11 protein-coding genes, 2 pseudogenes and 1 CRISPR repeat array are annotated in these 20,945 nt (G+C 68.6%); of the genes and pseudogenes, 10 read left to right on the plus strand and 3 right to left on the minus strand.

All coding sequences use genetic code 11. The features are described from left to right. Positions 1 to 775: 775 nt before the first annotated feature. Both OG407_RS09860 and OG407_RS09865 read left to right on the plus strand, forming a co-directional pair. Positions 776 to 3,970: a P-loop NTPase fold protein gene (locus tag OG407_RS09860; protein ID WP_405856963.1), complete on the plus strand. Its 3,195-nt coding sequence runs from the start codon at positions 776 to 778 to the stop codon at positions 3,968 to 3,970. Between the two features lie 338 nt (positions 3,971 to 4,308). Further along, positions 4,309 to 4,705, plus strand: a pseudogene (locus tag OG407_RS09865) (transposase); the annotation flags it as partial. 321 nt (positions 4,706 to 5,026) lie between these two features. Here the strand turns inward: OG407_RS09865 and OG407_RS09870 are convergent. After that, positions 5,027 to 5,149: a hypothetical protein gene (locus tag OG407_RS09870; protein WP_405856965.1), complete on the minus strand. Its 123-nt coding sequence runs from the start codon at positions 5,147 to 5,149 to the stop codon at positions 5,027 to 5,029. A 168-nt stretch (positions 5,150 to 5,317) separates the two neighbouring features. Between OG407_RS09870 and OG407_RS09875 the strand changes: the two genes are divergently transcribed. Further along, on the plus strand, positions 5,318 to 7,855 hold the full coding sequence (locus tag OG407_RS09875; protein ID WP_405856967.1) for a tetratricopeptide repeat protein: 2,538 nt from the start codon (positions 5,318 to 5,320) through the stop codon (positions 7,853 to 7,855). Between the two features lie 81 nt (positions 7,856 to 7,936). On the opposite strand, the gene OG407_RS09880 is transcribed toward OG407_RS09875, so the two are convergent. Then, positions 7,937 to 8,796 (minus strand): IS5 family transposase gene (locus OG407_RS09880; RefSeq protein WP_405868349.1). Its coding sequence is split into 2 segments (ribosomal slippage): positions 7,937 to 8,422 and positions 8,425 to 8,796, totalling 858 coding nucleotides; the frame shifts between segments, so codons are not numbered across the junction. A gap of 13 nt (positions 8,797 to 8,809) precedes the next feature. On the opposite strand from OG407_RS09880, the pseudogene OG407_RS09885 reads away from it, so the two are divergent. From OG407_RS09885 to cas3, 7 genes and pseudogenes are all read left to right on the plus strand, one after another. Then, positions 8,810 to 9,223 (plus strand): annotated as a pseudogene (locus OG407_RS09885) (IS5/IS1182 family transposase); the annotation flags it as partial. Positions 9,224 to 9,488: 265 nt separating this feature from the next. Then, positions 9,489 to 10,313, plus strand: coding sequence for an IS5 family transposase (locus tag OG407_RS09890; RefSeq protein ID WP_405856968.1), 825 nt, complete (start codon positions 9,489 to 9,491; stop codon positions 10,311 to 10,313). 334 nt (positions 10,314 to 10,647) lie between these two features. Then, positions 10,648 to 11,196: a CRISPR-associated endoribonuclease Cas6 gene (locus OG407_RS09895; protein WP_405856970.1), complete on the plus strand. Its 549-nt coding sequence runs from the start codon at positions 10,648 to 10,650 to the stop codon at positions 11,194 to 11,196. After that, positions 11,193 to 12,629 (plus strand): hypothetical protein, encoded by a 1,437-nt coding sequence (locus tag OG407_RS09900; protein ID WP_405856972.1) that lies wholly within the window; start codon positions 11,193 to 11,195, stop codon positions 12,627 to 12,629. Before OG407_RS09895 ends, OG407_RS09900 begins: the two co-directional genes overlap by 4 nt. Continuing rightward, entirely contained in the window at positions 12,626 to 13,651 is a 1,026-nt protein-coding gene (gene cas7i, locus OG407_RS09905) for a type I-B CRISPR-associated protein Cas7/Cst2/DevR (RefSeq protein ID WP_405856974.1), read from the plus strand. The genes OG407_RS09900 and cas7i overlap by 4 nt, the downstream gene beginning before the upstream one ends. Beyond that, positions 13,648 to 14,310: a CRISPR-associated protein Cas5 gene (gene cas5 / locus OG407_RS09910; RefSeq protein WP_405856976.1), complete on the plus strand. Its 663-nt coding sequence runs from the start codon at positions 13,648 to 13,650 to the stop codon at positions 14,308 to 14,310. Before cas7i ends, cas5 begins: the two co-directional genes overlap by 4 nt. Positions 14,311 to 14,334: 24 nt before the next feature. Next, positions 14,335 to 16,794 carry a CRISPR-associated helicase Cas3' gene (gene cas3, locus OG407_RS09915; RefSeq protein WP_405856977.1) on the plus strand — a complete coding sequence of 820 codons (2,460 nt, stop codon included), beginning with the start codon at positions 14,335 to 14,337 and terminating at the stop codon, positions 16,792 to 16,794. Positions 16,795 to 17,047: 253 nt separating this feature from the next. Beyond that, a CRISPR array of direct repeats spans positions 17,048 to 19,350; the repeat unit is 30 nt; unit sequence GTCCTCATCGTCCCTACGAGGGGTCACAAC. A 1,125-nt stretch (positions 19,351 to 20,475) separates the two neighbouring features. On the opposite strand, the gene OG407_RS09920 is transcribed toward cas3, so the two are convergent. Further along, entirely contained in the window at positions 20,476 to 20,910 is a 435-nt protein-coding gene (locus tag OG407_RS09920; protein WP_405856979.1) for a Scr1 family TA system antitoxin-like transcriptional regulator, read from the minus strand. Between the last annotated feature and the right edge of the window lie 35 nt (positions 20,911 to 20,945).

Below are 20,945 nucleotides of genomic sequence, written 5' to 3' on the forward strand. Positions count from 1 at the left end.
GCCGTCAACGAGCTGAACCCGCTGGTCGGAGGCGGTCGCCAGGAAAAATTTCGTGCGGTCGCCTTGTACCCGGACAGACACAATGCGTCGAGCCACGACCGTCCACCGGCCCCCGGACCGCCGAGGGGAGCCTGACACCCCACCATCTGGCCATCGTCAGCTACATCCGGGAAGCCGTCGGCCGGCACGGCTCTCCGCCGTCGATGCATGAGATCGGCCAGACCCTGCAACTCCACCACTATCCAGCTGAGGTATCACAGGACGGCTCGGCTCCATGGTGTTATCGCCGAACTACATGCCGGGAGCAGGCCATTCCATACGCTGACCGCATGGAATGGCTGGACGGCCTGCTGCGGGGAGCCTTCGGCGGCCTCGCGATGGAGACTCTTCGGCGACGCAACCCACACGGCCCGCTTGCGGATACCCGTGGAGCTGCGGGACGGACCCATGCCATCGCTCACGCAATTCGAGCCGGGCTCGTAGCGGGTGAGTCACCTGAAGAGATAGAGGAGCGCATCCGGGCCGCCGAGGAGGCCGGCCTCCCCCTCACCCTCTGGTGAACGTGATCACGTCGGCATAGAGGCTGTCCAGCCGCCCTGTATCCACCAAGGGGTGCAGAAGCCGGTCCGCACCCGCTTCCTCGCCGCTGGTACACCCTCACTCCGAACTGGGAAATTAGGGAACGGCGGTACGGCTGGCAGGTCAGTGCCCCATCATCGGGATGTGACCGCCTCGGAGCCCATTCGCGTCGCAACGAGCGACTATGTGAGCCGACGTGGCTGACGCCCAACGCTGGGCGGGGGTACCCCTGGGGCAGCCCCTGACCGGCCACAGCGGTCGGGTGACGTCGGTGGCCTGGGCGATCATCGATGGCAGACCTGTCCTGGCCACCGGCGGGGGTGACGCCACTGTGCGGCTGTGGGATCTGCGCGACCCCGCCGCACCCACCCCCCTGGGGCAACCCCTGACCGGCCACAGCGCGCCCGTGACGTCGGTGGCCTGGGCGATCATCGATGGCAGACCCATCCTGGCCACCAGCTGCGGTGACGACACGGTGCGGCTGTGGGATCTGCGTCACCCCGCCGCACCCACCCCTCTGGGGCAACCCCTGACCGGCCACAACCTTCCGGTGCGGTGGGTGGCCTGGGCGGTCATTTACGGCAGACCTGTCCTGGCCACCGGCGGTTACGACGGCACGGTGCGGCTGTGGGATCTGCGCGCCCCCGCCGCACCCACCCCCCTGGGACAGCCCCTGACCGACCACATCGGTGCGGTGCAGTCGGTGGCCTGGGCGGTCATTGACGGCAGACCTGTCCTGGCCACCGGCAGCTACGACGGCACGGTGCGGCTGTGGGATCTGCGCGCCCCCGCCGCACCCACCCCCCTGGGACAGCCCCTGACCGACCACATCGGTGCGGTGCATTCGGTGGCCTGGGCGGTCATTGACGGCAGACCTGTCCTGGCCACCGGCGGTTACGACGCGGGGGTGCGGCTGTGGGATATGCGCAACCCCGCCGCACCCACCCCCCTGGGGCAACCCCTGACCGGCCACAGCGCGCCCGTGACGTCGGTGGCCTGGGCGATCATTGACGGCAGCCCTGTCCTGGCCACAGGCGGCGGTGACGCCACGGTGCGGTTGTGGGATCTGCGCGACCCCGCCGCACCCACCCCCCTGGGGCTACCCCTGACCGGCCACAACGGTCCGGTGGCATCGGTGGCCTGGGCGGTCATCGATGGCAGCCCCGTCCTGGCCACCGGCAGCTACGACGACACGGTGCGGCTGTGGGAGGTGGTGGAGGACCGGCCGGTGGGGCGGCTCCCCTCCTACCGTTCCGATGCGACGTCGACGGGCGATGACCTGTCCCGGGCTGGCGAGGCCCGCGCGCTGGCGGAGTTGGTGACCTCCCGCTCGGCCCGGCCGCCGCTGGCGGTGGGACTGTTCGGCGACTGGGGCGAGGGCAAAAGCCACTTCCTGGAACTGATGCAGCAGCAGGTCATATCCGTTGCTCGGCCGAACAACCCTCTGGCCCACCACGCGGTGCGCCAGGTGCGGTTCAACGCCTGGCATTACGCCGAGACCAGGGTGTGGGGCAGCCTGGTCGCCGAGCTCTTCGCCCAGCTCGCCGCCGCCCCTGTCCAGGACAGCGGTACCACCCAGCGGCAGCTCTCGCGACTGTCGGCGGACCTGGTCGCCCAACGCGAGCTCCCACGCCGGCTGCGCGCCGCGCGCAGGCGCCGCGACCAGCTCCAGGCGGCCCTGACCACCCGCGGATCGCGCTGGTCCCAGCTGTCCGAGGAGCAGCGCCTGGACTGGGCGGCGGTGGCCGGGAACAGCGGGGAGCCCGGGGAACTGTACGAGCGGATGCGCGGCGGGGGCCAGCTGGTGCGCGGCACGGTGCGCGCCGGGTTGCGGCTGGTGCGGAGCAATCCGCGCAGTGTCGTCGGGGGCTTCCTGCTGTCGGTCCTGATCCTGGCGGTGATGTCGGCGGGGGCGATCTGGGGACCGCCGGTGTGGGCACGCCTGGTGGCCGGGCTGCCGGCGCTGGCCTACATCGGATTCCTGCTGGGCAAGGTGCGCCAGGCGAAGGAGATGGGCGATCCGGTCCGCGAACGGTTGCAGGCCGTCGTGGAAGGGTGGCGGGACAGGCTGCAGACGGCAGCCGACGTCGCGGCGGGGGAAGTTGCCGCGCTGGAGCGAGAGGTGCAGGATCTGACCGCCGCGGGCCAGTTGGCCGGGCTCGTCTCCGAGCGTGCAGCCGGCGGTGACTACCGCACCCACCTGGGGCTGATGACGCAGATCCGCGAGGACTTCCAGCGCATGGCCGCCCTCCTTGCCGACGCGGGCAGCGGAGCGGGCGAGGCAGCCGAGGACGCCGCGGGCGACAGGCTCCCGGCGGTCGACCGGATCATCGTCTACATCGACGACCTGGACCGCTGCCCGCCGTCCCGGGTGGTGGAGATGCTCGAAGCCGTCCATCTGCTGCTGGCCGTGGATCTGTTCGTCGTGGTGGTCGCCATCGATCCGCGCTGGCTGCTGCGGGCCATCGCCGCGCACTACCGCGACATCCTCCACATCCCCGCCCCAGACACCCCGGGGGCGCTTGAGGTCCTGGTGGACCCCGACGACGAGGAACTGTGGCACTCCACTCCCGCCCAGTACCTGGAGAAGATCTTCCAGGTCGTCCTCACCCTGCCTGCCCTGGACACCGCCGGGTACCAGCGCATGCTCCGCTCCCTGGTAGGCACCCGCATCGACCAGACCGCCCCGCTTCCTTCCGCCCCGACCACCCCCGGCCCCGCGCCGGGCGCTCCTGCCGCCACCGCAGCGGCCCCGCCCTCCTCCGCCGTAGCAGACCCGCACGGGCAGGGCGTCCACCTCCCTGCCCCGCGCGTCATCGAACGGGTCGACCCGCTGACCCTGGACCCCGGCGAGATCGCCCTGATGGACCTCCTGGGGCCCCCGCTACTGGTCTCCACCCCTCGCGCCGTCAAACGCCTTGCCAACAGCTACGGCCTGCTCACCGCCCTGCGCCGCACCCAGCGCGCCCACGACTTGGCCGAACAACCCGCCACCACCGCGACCGCAACTCCCTACCATCCCTACCGCGCCGGTCTGGTCCTCCTGGCCGCCCTGGTCGCCTACCCCCAGCTGGGGCCGGCCCTGTGCCTGCACCTGCACCGCACCAGCCGCACCGACCCGCAGCAGACCTGGGCACAGTTCCGCACCGACCTCCAACCCCAGCGCAACCCCGCAAGCGGTCCCTGGTCCAACCCCGCCGACCCGAAGATGACTCCCGTTCAGGCCCAGCAGTGGACCTCCCTGCTCGCCGCCCTGCACCAGGTGACCGACCAGGCCGCCGCGGTCGGCCTGCCGCTCCCCGAACTGCTCGGGCCATGGGGCGACTGGGTGGTCCCGGTCGCCCGCCTGTCCTTCCCCGCAGGGCGGATCGTCTCCCTCCTGGACCGTTGACCAACCGCGTAGCACAGCGGTCTTGGACCAGGATCATCCCTTGCCCCTTCTCCCCTTGGCCGACGCTGGGGAGGGACCGCCCGATAGCCAGCCAGGTCCGGCGGGGGACGGACTGTCCGGGGTGGCCGCAGGCGCCCTTGCCCGGTCGGCACGGCCCGCACACTCCACGAGCATCTGGGCGCGACAATGCGCATGACGCTTGCCGAGTGGGCGTTTTGTGATTCTATGACCGGTTCTGATGTCGCCCGATGGTGTGGGCGTAGCCGGAACGTGCCGGTTTGATGCCGGTGGCCTGCTGGGATCGGTGGGTGAGTGAACGCAAGCCGTATTAGAGCGATTTGACGGACGGGCAATGTGCGTTGACCGAGCCGGTGCTCACGGCCTGGAAGAACCGGCACCGTTCCGCCAGCGGCCATCAGGGCCGTTACCCGATGCGGGAGATCGTGAACTCGATTCTCTACCAGTCCCGGACCGGCTGTCAGTGGGCTCTCCTGCCGAACGACCTGCCGCCGAAGAGCGCGACGTATTACTACTTCGCCGCCTGGCGGGACGACGGTACCGACCAGCAAGATCCATGAACTCCTGCACTGTCAGGTGCGGGAGAGGAACCGGCGGTTAGAGGACCCGACCCTGGTGATCCTGGACACCCAGAGTGTCCGGGCGGCCACCGGGGTCCCCGCGGTCACGACGGGCAAAGACGCCGCGAAACGGGTGCCTGGCCGCAAGCGGGGCCTAGGCAGTTTCGTTTGGATCAGGCGGTCGCTGGTCCGGGTGCGGGCCGCAGTCCGTCAAGCACGGGCGGCACCGGCCAACATGCGCGCGCGTCTGGTACAAGACCGACGAGACACGGTCAGACACGGACGTGATCGGAACGCGTTCCAGGAAGCGTGACGCCGAGACTGGGCAGGGGCTGACACCCACGCCACCCCTTCGCTGAGTCTCAAATGGTGCTGCATTTCCTACCGCGCGGAGTAGGGCGGGCGACGGCCCGCGCCGCTCTCGCGCGCCGTGAGTGCCCGAAGGGAGCCTTCAGGCACTCACGGCTTGTTGGTCCGGTCACAGGGAGAGCTGGTCCAGGAGCCAGGTGGTGACGGCCCGGGCGATCCCGGAGACGGTGCCAGCCAAGACACTGCGGACCAGGGTCAGCCGCTCTCTGCGGGTCAAGCGCTTGCTGGGCATGGGAACCTCCACGGAGACGTGGGGTGAATGGGTGGGCAGCCGGCCGGCTTGCTGTCCACGTTCAGGCCCCTACAAAGATCGACTCCCAGTTGCGACAGGCCACCAATCGGGTTGGCGGATAGGGCTGTTCGCGCCCTGTACGTTCAGCGGCCGCGTCATGATGGTGCGATGAGTGGCGACACAGGTCGCAGTTCGGTCAGTCGCCCGCGGAAGCTGGCGCGGGCCGTGGTCGGGCCCGGCCCGCTGCGAGCCCTCAAGGATCTGCTCTATGAGCTCTACACAGCCGCCGATGCACCCAGCCTGGATCAGATCGCCGCGGCCATCAGCAAGGACGACACGTTGATCGGAGCGCCGAGCCGGGACACGATCCGCCGGTGCATCACCGACCGAGACATCCCTGCCCAGCAGGGCGACACCGTAGCGATCGCCGTCGTCCTGGCTGGCCGGGCAGGCTGGGATACCACCGACGTGGCCTCCCGCAGCGCGGACCTGTGGATCCAAGCGCGCCTAGCAGACCCGCCGCCGGGCAAACCGCTGGGCGAGGTGAACGACCCCTTCGCGCTGGAAGTGCACCACGCCATCAACGCCGACCTGCTGGGCGCCGGCCGGGCGCTGCCGGCTCTACCGGCTTACGTGGAGCGGGACCATGACGTTCGCCTGCGATCCGTCGTTGAGGCGGCTGCGGCTGGGGCGAGTCAGCTGGTAGTGCTGACGGGCGGGTCCTCCACCGGGAAAACACGTGCCTGCTGGGAAGTCCTGCAATGTCTCCCCAAAGGGTGGCGGCTGTGGCACCCGTACGACCCCACACGTCCCGAGGCCGCCCTCGCAGCCATCGAGAACCTCGAGCCGCACACAGCCGTGTGGCTCAACGAAGCCCAGCACTATCTGCTGACCACCACCGACCTCGGTGAGCGCCTGGCGGCGAAACTGCGCACCCTACTGTCCGACCGTGGACGGGCACCCGTACTGGTCCTGGGCACGATGTGGCCCGAATACTGGCACACTCTCACCGCCCCACCCGAACCCCCCGCGCAGGACCTGCACGCCCAGGCCCGGGTGCTGCTGACAGGCCATGACCTACCCGTTCCGCACGCCTTCACCGGAACCGACCTGCGCGCCCTGGCCACACGCGCCGGCGACGATCCGCGCCTGGCCTACGCCGCCAACCATGCTGAAAGCGGCGCCATCACCCAATATCTGGCCGGGGCACCCGCCCTGCTGGAGCGCTACCGCACAGCAACCGATGGCGCGCGGGCACTGATCGAGGCCGCTATGGACGCCCGCCGCCTTGGCCACGGCCCCGCCCTGCCCCTAGCCCTACTCGAACAGGCCGCCGTCGGCTACCTCACCGACACCCAGTGGGACCTGCTGGACGAGGACTGGCTGGAGCAGGCCCTGGCCTACACGGCTGCACCGCTGCGCGGCGCCCGGGGCCCTCTCACCCGCATTCGACCACACCGCGGCGATCCCCCACCCCCTCAGCCGCTCTACCGCCTGGCCGACTACCTCGAACAGCACGGCCGCACCGCCCGCCGCGCCATCCGTGCTTCCGCTGCCCTGTGGAACGCCCTTACCGACCACGCCGCCCCCGCACACTGCCTCGCACTCGCCCAGCGGGCCGAGAAAATCGATGGGCTCGTGGAAGTCGCCCTTCGCCTCTACACGGCCGCCTGGGACGCAGGGAGCTCCCAGGCACCCTGGCTAGCGGCCAATATGCTGGCCGAAGACGGTCAGGTCGATGCCGCGCTGCTCTGGTATGAGCGGGCAACTGGCCGGGACCACGGCATGATGGGCGCGGACGGTGCCTTCCGCGGAGCAGAGCTTTTGGCAGATTCGGGGCGATTGGAAGAGGCCCTACCTTGGTACGGGCGTGCTGCCGCAGCCGGCTATCGTGACGCTCTCGCAGTGGCGGTCGGTCGGCTGTCGGACGAGGGTCGGCTGGAGGAAGCTCTGGCCTGGTTCGAGCGCACCGTTGCAAACGGTGAGCCCCGGGCATGGGTAACAGCAGCTGGCCAACTCTCAAGGAGAGGTCGGCTCGCAGAAGCTCGTGCTTGGCACATTCGCGCCGCTGACGCCGGCCACGTCGGCACTATGCTGGAACTCGGCTCGCATGCGGACCGGCAGGGCGATACCAAGCAGGCTCGCAACTGGTACACCCGCGCCGCTGACGCTGGCCACGGAGGCGCCGTACTCAGCCTTGGGCTGCTTGCCCAGCGCGACGGCGACACCAAGACCGCTCGCGCCTGGTACGAGCAAGCGGCTGAGCTCGGCAGCGCCAGCGCCATGTACCACCTCGGGGTACTTGCCCAGCGAGAGGACGACACCACAGGGGCTCGCGCCTGGTACGAGCAAGCGGCTGAGCTCGGCAGCGCCAGCGCCATGTACCACCTCGGGGTACTTGCCCAGCGAGAGGACGACACCACAGGCGCTCGGGCCTGGTACGAGCAGGCCGCTCGAGGCGGCAACGCCAGGGCCATGCTCAACCTTGGCCGACTCGCGCGCGAACAGGGCGACAACGAGACGGCCACCACTTGGTTCGCCCGGGCGGCGGGCACGGGCGACCCCCACGCCAAGTTCAGCCTCGGAGTGCTTACCCACCATGACGGAGACGTGGAAAGCGCACGGGCCTGGTACACCCGCGCGGCCGACGCGGGCCACGCCAAAGCCGCTGAAGCATTGGAAGGGCTAGGACCACCCCCCAATTGAGCTGGATGTAGCTTCTGGCGACCCGGATCCGCAGCCCGGACGACGAGCCGCCGCGCTAGCTACTAGGCCGTTTCGATTGGATCATCGGGCTGACCAGATGAAGATGCCTGCGAGGTGGAGTCCGGCAAGGTAGATGGTGGCGGTCTTGTCGTAGCGGGTGGCCAGGCCGCGCCATTGCTTGAGCTTGTTGATGCAGCGTTCGACGGTGTTGCGCTGCTTGTAGGCCTCGCGGTCGAAGGCCGGTGGTCTGCCGCCCTGGCTGCCCTTGCGGAGTCGGTGGCCGCGTTGGTCGGCCGGGATGGGGATGACTGCGCGGATGCCGCGCCGGTGCAGGTGTTCGCGGATAGCGCGGGAGGAATAGGCCTTGTCGGCCAGGACCACGTCGGGCCGGGTGCGAGGCCGGCCTCGCGGGCGGGGAACGCGCAGGCGGGCCATCACGTCGGGGAAGGCCGGTGCGTCGCCGGCCTGCCCAGCGGTGAGCACGAAGGCCATCGGCCTGCACCGATCGTCGGCGGCGAGGTGGACCTTGGTGGTCAGGCCTCCTCGGGACCGGCCGATGGCATGGTCGTGCGGCTCGCCGATCGGGGCCCCTTTTTGCGGGCCCCGGCCGCGTGCTGATGGGCGCGCACGATCGTGGAGTCCACCGAGACCGCCCAGTTCAGGTCTTCATCCGCGTCGGCCTGGGCCATCAGCGCGGTGAAGACCCGCTCCCAGGTGCCGTCGACGGCCCACATCCGCAACCGGTTGTAGACCCCACGCCAGTTCCCGAACTTCTCCGGCAGGTGGACCCACTGCGATCCGGTCTGGAACTTGAAGGCAATCGCGTCGATCACCTCCCGATGATCTCGCCACCGCCCACCCCGCCTGGGCGTCCGGTCCGGCAACAACGGCTCGATTCGCGCCCACTGCGCGTCACTTAACGGCACACCCCAACCAACGATCAGATGATCCGAACGAAACGGCCTAGCCGTGGACGTCCTCTGCCTGGTCATCGCCGTCACCGTGCTGGCCGCGAGTGTCCACGACAATGCCGCCGACATACCTCTGCTCGGCCAGGTCGCCGTCGCGGCCGGCGGGTCGGTCAGCAAGGCCCTGGTCGACCAGGGCTTCAAGAACCAGGTCGTCACGCACGGGGTCACCCTCGGTGTCGACGTCGAGATCGTCCAGCGGAACCCTGAGGAGCGGGGATTCGTTCCGCAGCCCAAACGGTGACGGGTGGAGCAGACGTTCGGGATCTTGATACTGCACCGGCGGCTGGTCCGCGACTACGAACACCGCCCGGCCTCCACCCGAGCCAAGATGAAACGCCTGGTCACACTAGGAATCCTCACCGAGGCCGAGCCCGGCATTCTCAGCAAGAAGCAGTAACCAAGTCCGGAACGGACATCAACTCACGAACCGCCCACTCAGAGGGCGTTTACGTAGATTTGGTCGGTTATAAGGCTTTCATGCGTGCCCTATTTCAGTATGAGATGCCGCGTTTGCGGCTATCGCCCCCTCAAGGGTCGCGTACCCGACTGCCCGTCTCATCCGACCTTGAGTCCCGAAGTCCGTCTGACTTAGAAAGATCATAGAATCGCCTAAGGAGCGGCACAGCGATGCATTCCGGCGCGCCCCATGATCACGCTGTGCCATGAGCGAGCGGAAGCCTTACCCCAGCGACCTGTCCGACGCCCGATGGGCCCTGATCGAGCCGAAGTTGACGGCCTGGAGAAAGGCCCGGCTCGACCGCAGGCCCACCGGCCAGCCGGCCAAAGTCGACCTCCGCGACGCATTCAATGCGATTCTCTACGTGAACCGCACCGGAATCCCCTGGAAATACCTCCCACACGACTTCCCGAGCCACGGCGCCGTCTACTTCTACTACGCCGCCTGGCGTGATGAGGGAATCTTCGCCCAGCTCAATTACGACCTGACCGGCCTGGCCCGCGTGAAGGAGGGGCGCAAGTCCGAACCGACCGCCTCCGTGATCGACACCCAGAGCGTGAAGACCTCCACCAACGTGCCCCTGACCAGTCAGGGAACGGACGCTGCCAAGAAGATCGTAGGCCGGAAGCGAGGGATCCTCACCGACACGATCGGACTGATCCTGGCAGTCACCGTCACCGCCGCGAGCTTCTCCGAGAACGCCCTGGGAATACGCCTCCTCGACCAGGCGAAGAGGACGTACCCGACCATCTCCAAAAGTTGGGTCGACACCGGCTTCAAGAACGCCGTCGTGGAGCACGGCGCGGGCCTCGGAATCGACGTCCAAGTCGTCAACAGAAACCCCGGAGTTCGCGGCTTTCACGTCGTTAAAAGGCGCTGGGTAGTAGAGCGAAGTATCGGTTGGATCATGATGCACCGCCGTCTCGCCCGCGACTACGAGACCCTCACCGCCAGTTCCGAAGCCATGATCCACATCGCATCGATCGACAACCTCGCCAAACGCATAACGGACGAGACCACACCAACCTGACGAGGAACCTACTAGGGCATACAGGGCAATACGTCTAGATCAAATGCCCTCTCAGAGTCATTGTCAGTGGGGCGCTCTAGGCTCTGCTCCGTTTGGGAGATCGATGTTCGTTCTTCCGTCTCGATCGGTGTTGTGGCTTCGGAGAGTGAGCGGTGTGAGACTGCGGTTAGCTGTCACGACGACGGCCTCTGAGCTGCCCTGGCAGGCTGTCCTGGCGCCGGGGCGTGGCCTGGTATATGACGTGCTGGCCCGTGCGGCCCCCGAGTTGGGCAGGCAGTTCCACGAGAGGGGCGCTGGGGCGCACGGCATGGTGCCGTTCGGGCACAGTGCTCCTGTGTTCCCGTCTGCAGGGCGCAAGCGGGGCCGTTATGCGGCTGGCGGGCGCGGCGCGGTGGAGTTCGGCAGCCCACTGCTGGAGGTGGTGGAAGCACTCGGCCGGGGATTTGCCGAGCGGGAACTGCTCGACTGGGGCGGTGTTGCCCTCCGTCTGACGGGTGTCACGGTGCTCATGCCTCCTGACTTCGCTTCCGGCCGCGCCGTTTTTCGTACGACGACGCCGGTGGTGATGAAGGGTTCCGGGCACGGGGAGGACGGCGTTCGTACCACCCGGCAGGACTGGCTGTTGCCGACCGAGCCGCAGTGGGCTGGGTATTTCCAGGGCAATCTGCAGCGCAAGGCCGAGACGCTGGGGCTTGACCCGGGGGTCGAGCTGGAGTCTGTCACCTGGGTTGGGCCGAAACGGTCGTTCAGCGTTGGCCAGGGGCTGAAGCCTGGGGCCGCCGTGGAGGTGGAGTTGACCGGCCCCCCGGAAACCCTGCAGGCCCTTTGGAGTTGGGGACTGGGTCAGGCGAATGCGGCCGGCTTCGGCTGGGTAGCCGCGTGAGCGCCCCGTCGGCGGACCTGGTCGAGCAGTCCCGTCTGGTCCTCACCGCGCATCCGCTGCAGCGGATCGGCGCGTACGCGCTCGCCGCGCTGGCTGATCGCAACCGCCCCGAGGACCTTGAGCCTGAAGACTTCAACGACGCAGTGGAGCAGATGGATCGGCACGCGATCCAGGCGGCACTGCTACGGGATAGCAAGGCCGCCAACGGGTTCTGGCTCAAGAGCAGTCTCTCCCTGTTCCCCAACTCGCCGATGAACCACAACAGCAACGGGCGTAGAAGCGACGATGCGATTCGTGAGCGCATCAGAACCTGGCATGCTCTCGCAGATCCGGCCACCTGGCCTGGGGTCGGCTGTGTACTGTGCGGGCGCCCGGCTGTGGACTTCTTCGGCAATCGTGATGTGGTCCTGGCTGAGAGCGTCTCCTATCGGAACACCACCCCGCGAGGGCATGCGGGGATGGCACTGTGCCGACCCTGCCATGTCAGTTTCTACGCGCTGCCGTACGGAAGCCAGTTGACCGGCGGCTCCTCCATCGCCGTGCACAGCTGGGACGAACGCTTCCTCAAGCGGGCCGTGACCCGCCAAGTAGACCGCAGCCTTCGCCTTGCGGAGACCGGCGATCCGAGCCGCCGTCAGACCGATGTCCGCGAGGTCGTTGCGCTGACTTCCATGCGCCGTTATGGCGAGCGGATCACCGACGGAGTTGACCTGCTGGTCTACAACAACTTCAACGGCAAGCCGTCCTTGGAAGCCCACTCTCTGGAGCAGCCCCTGGCCGAGTGGCTGCGGATGACCTCGCGCGACCCGGAGCTGCGACGCGGATTCACGGCCCTGCTGCGGGCCCACGCGACCAAGATTGACCCCGGTGTGGTGGCCCTGGCCCGCAACGCCTTCCGAGATCCGGCACGGATCCTGGCCCGCAGTGTGCGCTACCTGGGCCGACTCGTGACCGGCACGGCCCCCGACCGCGAGCGGGTGGCCGCCCTGGCGGCCCTGCTCTACTCCTTCGCCACCGAGGTGATGCTCATGAACGAGAAGGACCTGTCCGAGATCAGGTCGACCGCCGGCAGGATCGCGCGCCTGCTCAGTGAGGAGACCTCCGGCGGCAAGCTCAGGAAGTTCCGTGCTGATCTCAAGGACTCGCCCAAGCTGCGGAGTTGGCTGACCAGCCGCGGGGTGCAGTGGGCGGTCAAACCGCCCAAGGGCTCCGAGGGGCCGCTGGTGACCGAGCGGGCCTTCACTCTCCTCTTCGCCCCCGGTGCGGACAACCCGGCCTGGTTTCACCGGGACCTGCTGCTGGTCGGGGTCCTGGAGGAGTTGTCCCGCCTCGGATGGCAGGCCAAGGAGGACACGGACGAGGAGGAGGGCGACGAGGAACTCGACGCCCTCGACCAGAAGTTCATCACCGACGAAGCAGAGGACGAGCAGTGAGTTTCCTGGCAGGCAAGATCGTGCTGGATGTGGTTGCGGGTGCCCCGAACAACGGGGAGGGCGAGGACAACACCGGCCGGATCAAGAAGCTCAGGGTGGGGCGCGAGGAGTATCCGTACGTCTCCGCGCAGGCCTTCCGCCGGTGGCTGCGCGACTCGCTGCCGCCCGAGGAGTCCCGCTCGGAGGTCACCCGCATCGGCAAGGGGGCCAAGCAGCAGGCGTACACCGAGGGCCGCCCCGATCGCCACCTGGACGACGACCTGTTCGGCTACATGGTCGCGGTGAAGAGGGAGAACTTTCAGCGGGACACGGTGCTGGCCACCGGCACGCTGGTCTCCGTGGTCCCGCAGCGCCCCACCATGGACTTCGGCACGATGAGCCGGGACTTCCCGGCCGGTGAGCACCCCGTCATCCACAGTCACGAGCTCTACAGCGCCACCCTCGCCGGGGATCTGCTGCTCGACCTGCCGCGCGCCGGGGTCTTCGAGACCGACGGCAACGGTCTGCGGGTGGCGATCAGTCAGACCGTCGCCAAGGAAGCCCAGGCCGCCGGCGCGGAGAGCGCCACACTGCGCGGCACCGCCGCCGTCCGCCTTCCGCTTACGGAGCGCCGCCGCCGGATCGCCACCCTGCTGCAGACCCTGGCCGCCGTACGCGGCGGAGCCAAGCAGGCGCTCCACTACGGGGACCGCACGCCTTCGCTGATCCTGCTGGCTCCCCTCAAGGGCGGCGTCAACCCGTTCACCCGCGTCCTGGGTGCCCGCGACGGGAAGCCGGTCTTCCTCCCCGAGGTACTGCGCGAGGAGCTGAATGCCTGGGACGACGAGCTGGACGGTCCGGTGCTGCTCGGTTGGTCCCCCGGGTTCCTCGGCGAGCAGCGCGAGCAGGTCCGAGGGGAACTCAAGGATCTGATGGAGGAGGGCCGTGTGCTGCTGGATCACCCCCGCGTCCTGCTGAACCAGTTGGCCGAGCGGATCCAGCAGGGTGCGCACGACTCGTGGTTCGAGGACCCCGCAGCATGACCACTACGGACACCACGGCGCTGGAGGTCACTCTCACCGCGCCCGTCGTCTCTTTCCGCAATCCCCTGTACGCCGGGGTGCAGGTCAGCCTGCCGTGCCCGCCGCCGGCCACCGTCGGCGGGCTGCTCGCCGCCGCGGCCGGCGGCTGGCCACAGGTGGATCCGGGCCTGCGGTTCGCCATGGCCTTCCACGCCGGTGGCAAGGGAGTGGACCTTGAGACGTACCACCCGCTGGACGCTTCCGGGAAGAAGACATCTCCCACCCCGCGCAACCGGGAGTTTCTCACCGCTGCCGTGCTGACGGTGTGGCTGCTCGACGAGCCCGAGGCGTGGCAGCGCAGGCTGCGCCGGCCGGTGTGGCCGCTGCGGCTGGGCCGCAGCCAGGACCTGGTCGGCATCCGTACGGAGCGGATCGAGCTCAATGCGACGCCCGGAGCGCAGCGGTCCGCGGTCGTGCCGGATGGCGCCGCCAGGGCGGGCACGCTGCTGCGGCTGCCCACCGCGATCGCGGCCGGACGGGACCGTACCCAGTGGGACGCCTACCGGTTCGATACTTCCGGCCGCTGCGAACACCCCGTCACCGGCAGCTACTCGACGACCGGCGGGCAGGCCGTGGCCCTGCTGCCCACCTCCCACCCCGATACCGGCCTGCGCTCCTGACCGCTCCCATCCCCGCTCCGGCCCGTGCCACAGATACGGATCACCCTCACGATGACGGACATCCTGTCCACGCTGCGGGCCAAGAGCGCCCAGCGGCACCGCCCAGCCGAACTCCTCACCGCCCACCTCGCGGACACCCGCGCCGCCGCAGCCCAGCTGCAGCGGCGCGTGGGGCGGCTGAACGCGGCAGAAGAGATCTTCGACGGCAGTTTCTGGACGGCCGTGGAACTCGCCGGCCTCACCCACGACGGGGGAAAGATCCCCGACGGATTCCAGCGGATGCTCGCCGGCCGCATCCGCAGCTGGGGCGAGCGCCACGAAGTCGCCTCCCTCGGCTTTCTGCCCTCTCTCATCGACGACCCCGGCCTACTGTCGTGGGTAGCCACCGCGGTCGCCACCCACCACCGCGCGCTCACCGGCCAGACCGGACGCGACCTGGAGACGCTCTACGCAGGCGGCACCGCCGACGAACTCGCCGACCGCCTCGGCCCGGTCGATCCGCAGGCCGTTTGGGCCCTGGAAACATGGCTGCACGAAACCGCCACCCGGGCCGGACTGCCGGTGACCGCCTCCCAGGACCACGACGGCCTCACCACTACCCAGCTGGTGACCTCCGCCCACCGGGTCCTGGAGGAGGTCCTCGACCGCTGGACCATCAGGGTCGGCCCCGAGGAGGGCCTGGCCGCCGTCCTCCTGCAGGGCGCCGTCACCCTGGCCGACCACCTCTCCTCGGCCCACCAGGCCCTGTCCGCCCTCCAGCCGCTGGACGCCGCCTTCCGCCCCCTGCTGGAAAACCAGTTCGCCGCCCGCGGCAGGACACTGCGCAAGCACCAGCTCCAGGCCGCAGACACCACCGCACACCTCCTGCTGCGCGGGCCGACCGGCAGCGGAAAGACCGAGGCCGCCCTGCTCTGGGCCGCCCGCCAGGTCGTCGACATCATGGCGGCCGACGGCGGGGTGCCGCGCGTTTTCTTCACCCTCCCCTACCTGTCGTCCATCAACGCCATGGCCAGACGGCTGGGCGAGACGCTCGGCGCCCCCGAAGCGGTCGGCGTCGCCCACTCCCGCGCCGCCTCCTACCACCTGACCGCGGCGATCGCTCCAGAGGACGGGGAGGAGGAGCAGGAGGACGGCGCCCCGTGCCGGGTCGACGCCGCCACCAAGGCCTTGTCGCGCGCCGCAGCCACCAAGCTGTTCCACGAGAGCGTGCGCGTGGGCACCCCGTACCAGCTGCTGAGGGCCGCCCTGGCCGGTCCCGCGCACTCCGGCATCCTGGTCGACGCCGCGAACTCCGTCTTCATCCTGGACGAGCTGCACGCCTACGACGCCCGCCGACTCGGCTACATCCTGGCCAGCGCCCGGCTGTGGGAACGCCTCGGCGGGCGGATCGCCGTCTTGTCCGCGACCCTGCCGGGCGTCCTGGCAGGCCTGTTCGAGGACACCCTCACCGGACAGACTGCCCTGCTGGACACGCCCGACCTCGACCTGCCCACCCGTCATCTCCTGCACACCCGCGGCCACCACCTCACCGCCCCCGCAGCGCTGGAAGAGATCCGCCAGCGGCTGGCGCAGAACGAGTCCGTGCTGGTCATCGCCAACAACGTCGCCCACGCCCTGGAGCTGTACGCGGAGCTCGCCCCCGCCGTCCGGGCACGAAACGGCGAGGACGCCGCGCTGCTGCTGCACTCACGGTTTCGCAGGACGGACCGCTCCCGTATCGAGAAGAAGATCGCCAACCGGTTCGGAACCGCAGCCCCCGACGCCCAGCACACCCGCGGCCCCGGCCTGCTGGTCGCCACCCAGGTCGTGGAGGTCAGCCTCGACGTCGACTTCGACGTACTGTTCACCAGCGCAGCCCCGCTGGAGGCCCTCCTTCAACGCTTCGGCCGGATCAACCGCATCGGTGCCCGCCCGCCCGCCGACGTGATCGTCCACCACCCAGCCTGGACCACCCGGCGCCGCCAGAGCGGCGAGTACGCCGACGGCATCTACCCGCGCGAACCGGTCGAAACCGCCTGGCACATCCTCACTCGCCACGAGGGACAGGCCGTCGACGAGTCGGACGCCACCGGCTGGCTGGACGAGGTGTACGCCACCCCTTGGGGCGCGCAGTGGCGCGACGAGGTCCTGGAGCGCCGCGACAGCTTCGATCGCGCCTTCCTGCAGTTCCGTTACCCCTTCGAGGACCGCACCGCCCTATCCGAGACCTTCGACGAACTCTTCGACGGCACCGAAGCGATCCTCGCAGCAGACCGCGACCTCTACGCCGCCGCCCTCGCCGAAGCAGGCGACGACCACCAGGCCGCCGGCCGCCTCCTCGCCGACGAATACCTCATCCCCATGCCGCACTGGGCCGGACCGCTCAGCCGCTACGAGCGCGAACTCAAAATCCACATCATCGACGGCGACTACGACCCCGACCATGGCCTGCTCGCCGTACACGGACCGCCCCAGCAGGCCTACCAGCCCGGGGAAGTCCTGTGATCGGGGCCGAGGACGTCGGCGGCGTCCACACTAAGTACCTCTACTACTGCCGGTCCTCATCGTCCCTACGAGGGGTCACAACCAGTTGACGGCTGCCGTGTTGGTGCCGACGTCGAGTCCTCATCGTCCCTACGAGGGGTCACAACACGGACGAGGACATCGAGTTCCTGATCACCGCCCTGGTCCTCATCGTGTCCCTACGAGGGGTCACAACACATGGTGCCGTTCTTCGTCGACGCCACCCCGTACGCCCGTCCTCATCGTCCCTACGAGAGGTCACAACTTGGAGGTCCGCAGGTCATCCGAGAGGCCCTGTATCGTCCTCATCGTCCCTACGAGGGGTCACAACGTGTCGTAGTAGATGTTGGCCGGGACCTGGACGAGCGTCCTCATCGTCCCTACGAGGGGTCACAACACGGTGACGCTGCCGCCGGTGTGGTCGACGTCGATGGTCCTCATCGTCCCTACGAGGGGACACAACTGGTCGAAGACGGTGGGTGCCGCCAGGAGCACGGTGGTGGTCCTCATCGTCCCTACGAGGGGTCACAACCCGTACGCGGGCAGGTCGTCGCGGGCGGCGACAGCGGTCCTCATCGTCGCTACGAGGGGTCACAACATGGGTCCGGGGCGTGCGTGGTCGACGGTACCGAGGTCCTCATCGTCCCTACGACGGGTCACAACCTCGGATGGATCTTCGACGTCACCCGCGACGACGACGTCCTCATCGTCCCTACGAGGGGTCACAACGAGTCGAGTTCCTCCGTACGGACGCTGATGTACGAGCGTCCTCATCGTCCTTACGAGGGGTCACAACGTGACGACGACAAGCGCCTCCGCCTGGACCTGGACCGCGTCCTCATCGTCCCTACGAGGGGTCACAACATCCCGAACGCGCGGCGTCTGCTGGAGGAGCTGTCCAGTCCTCATCGTCCCTACGAGGGGTCACAACAGGTCGAGCCGGAGCCCGCCACCGTGGCGAGCCCGGGTCCTCATCGTCCCTACGAGGGGTCACAACTCGGCGGCCGTGTTCCTGACGGGCCTGCTCGTCAACGTCCTCATCGTCCCTACGAGGGGTCACAACGTGGCGGCGAACAGCGCGGCCGCGGCGGTGCCCGCGGCGTCCTCATCGTCCCTACGAGGGGTCACAACACGACGGACCGGAACTGGTGCTCGTCGACAAGGAGAGTCCTCATCGTCCCTACGAGGGGTCACAACCACCTTCGGTGCGATCCGGCCGTGCGCCGCAGTCGGGGGTCCTCATCGTCCCTACGAGGGGTCACAACCACCTTCGGTGCGATCCGGCCGTGCGCCGCAGTCGGGGGTCCTCATCGTCCCTACGAGGGGTCACAACCATCGCATCCACCCGCCATCCGTCCGGCAGGTACGAGGTCCTCATCGTCCCTACGAGGGGTCACAACTCGGCGCAGGTGTCGGCCCAGTCGGCGGACGGCTCACGTCCTCATCGTCCCTACGAGGGGTCACAACCGCACCCAGCGGCGCAGCGTGGACACCGGGGCGTCGTGGTCCTCATCGTCCCTACGAGGGGTCACAACCATCGCATCCACCCGCCATCCGTCCGGCAGGTACGAGGTCCTCATCGTCCCTACGAGGGGTCACAACCAGTCCAGCACGACCAGTGTGAAGCGCCATCCGCCCCGTCCTCATCGTCCCTACGAGGGATCACAACTCGGCGCAGGTGTCGGCCCAGTCGGCGGACGGCTCACGTCCTCATCGTCCCTACGAGGGGTCACAACCGCACCCAGCGGCGCAGCGTGGACACCGGGGCGTCGTGGTCCTCATCGTCCCTACGAGGGGTCACAACATGACGGCGAGGTCGGCGTTGCGGTAGAAGGTGGCGGGTCCTCATCGTCCCTACGAGGGGTCACAACGGGATGTGGACGATCGGGTCGGCCTCGTCGTACAACGTCCTCATCGTCCCTACGAGGGGTCACAACGTCCCGCCCACGTCCGCGGCACTTGCCGCTGACCTGCGTCCTCATCGTCCCTACGAGGGGTCACAACCCAGCCACGGCCGCGACAACGGCGGGCCGCTCCAGGCGTCCTCATCGTCCCTACGAGGGGTCACAACTCGACGAGGCGGTCTGGGGACAGGGCGAACAGGTACGTCGTCCTCATCGTCCCTACGAGGGGTCACAAAGTGTTTTACGGGCGGTACTGAACGGCCGGTCAGTAGGTCCTCATCGTCCCTACGAGGGGTCACAACCACACGAGCAGCGGCATCGCCGCCCACTCCAGCCGTCGTCCTCATCGTCCTTACGAGGGGTCACAACCTGAAGCTGCGCAAGGGCGAAGTCGACGTCCTCACGGGTCCTCATCGTCCCCACGAGGGGTCACAACTCCGCGACATAGGTGATCGTTGCGGTCAGGTCGGCTGTCCTCATCGTCCCTACGAGGGGTCACAACCCTATGTCGAGTCGGGTGGCGCCGGGCATCCACAGGGTCCTCATCGTCCCTACGAGGGGTCACAACGTGCGGAGGTCCATGACGACCTCGGCGGGCTCGCCCGTCCTCATCGTCCCTACGAGGGGTCACAACGCCCAGTCCGGGTCGTAGCGCGACGCTGGACTCCGGGGGTACCCTCACGACCTGCCGCCAGGCCCGTCCCGCCGAACGCCGCGACGTCGCCCACGGCTACGTGGTGCCGCAGGCCGCCTGAGCACCGCAGCCGACTGTCCGCACCCGATCCGATACCGCCACGAAGGCCGGTAGTTGGGGGTGTCGCCCATCCCCTGCCTGGTTCTACCCTGGTCCCAGGGCAGTCGTCTGCTTCACCGGCATCAGCCGGCCACCGGACGCTGAGCCCGCGTGTTTGGCCCCCCAGCCCCCGGGGCGAGTGACGGTCGGAGCCGTATCGCCGACAACACGGCTCCGACATCGTCCTCCCAGCGTTTCGAGCCGGGGTGAACTCCCGCGCACCCCGGACGCCGGTGAGGACGACCGGTGCGAGGACACCGCGGAGGGGTGCCGCCCGTCCCCGCGCCACGGCCGCCGCCGGGGACGCCGATGCCTTGGCGGCGGCCACACACTCCGGCCCAGGCCCGGAGTCCGTCCTCGTACTCCGACACTACTCGGGGCCTGCCCGCGAGGAACCCCTTCTGCGCCACGCCGATTACGGACCAGACAGCCAAGGCTGAGAAGCCGCCAGATCAGAGTCACCGTCCAGGCAGGACCCGACATCCTCCGCCGCCCCGGCAAGTCGACGCCGCAGGCGACAGTTCTCGTCAAGCAGCCCCTGGCACTCCTCGGTCAACAAGCGAGCCGTCCGCACGAGCTCAACAGCGCACTCCGTCGACGCATCCAACCGCTCCCGCAGCACATCCCATCGCGCGTCCAACACCATGAGAACAGGATTCCCCAAATCGGGAACTGTCATATCGGCCTCAGACACAGGCTCTGACCGCCATCGCGGTCAACCTCGAACGCATCAGCATCCACCTGCCGACGACACCGGCTCGGCAGCCTCGGAATCGAACCGCACTTCAGGGATTCCTCGACTGGCAGCACATTCCCCGGCCCCGGTCCTGGCGCATCGCCACCCACCCCGCAGGCTGAGGTGATCGTTCTCAAGGTGGTGCTCACCACGTTGCCCCAGACCTCGCCGAAGCCGGGCTCCATGAGCAGAGCAACCCTCCCATGACCGCTGTGGGGAGGACCGCCGTTTCAGCCCAACGCCAAGGCCCCAGCGTTGGAATCCTGAGCCGGGCGAACACTCTCCTGCACGCAAGGGCGGCTCGCCGCGTCGATGTATGTCTTGGTGACATCGGTGATGAAGTCGCGGCTGCTGTCCGGGTCGAGCGCCTGGGCCTGGAGGTGATCGTGCAGCACGCTGTAGTGCCGCACGTCGGAGTGTTTCTCCAGGTAGAGGTCGCAGAACTGGGCGTACGCGAGCTCGCTGCTCGGAACCGAAGCGACCCCGCGGCGTGTGCGGCGGCCGGACTCTTCCCCCCGGACGCCCCGGATCTTGACCGCCCGCTCCTCGGGGAACACCTGGGAGACCCAGTCCTTGCCCAGCTTCTTGGCCAACACTGTGGAGATAAGGCTCCGCAAGGCCTGCTCACACGTCGCCAGCGCCTCCGCCAGCTGCATCTGCAGCATCCGTTCCTCCACCCCGTGTGACCTCAGGACCACCA

This window comes from Streptomyces sp. NBC_01515, from assembly GCF_045040345.1.
Classification (GTDB): domain Bacteria; phylum Actinomycetota; class Actinomycetes; order Streptomycetales; family Streptomycetaceae; genus Streptomyces.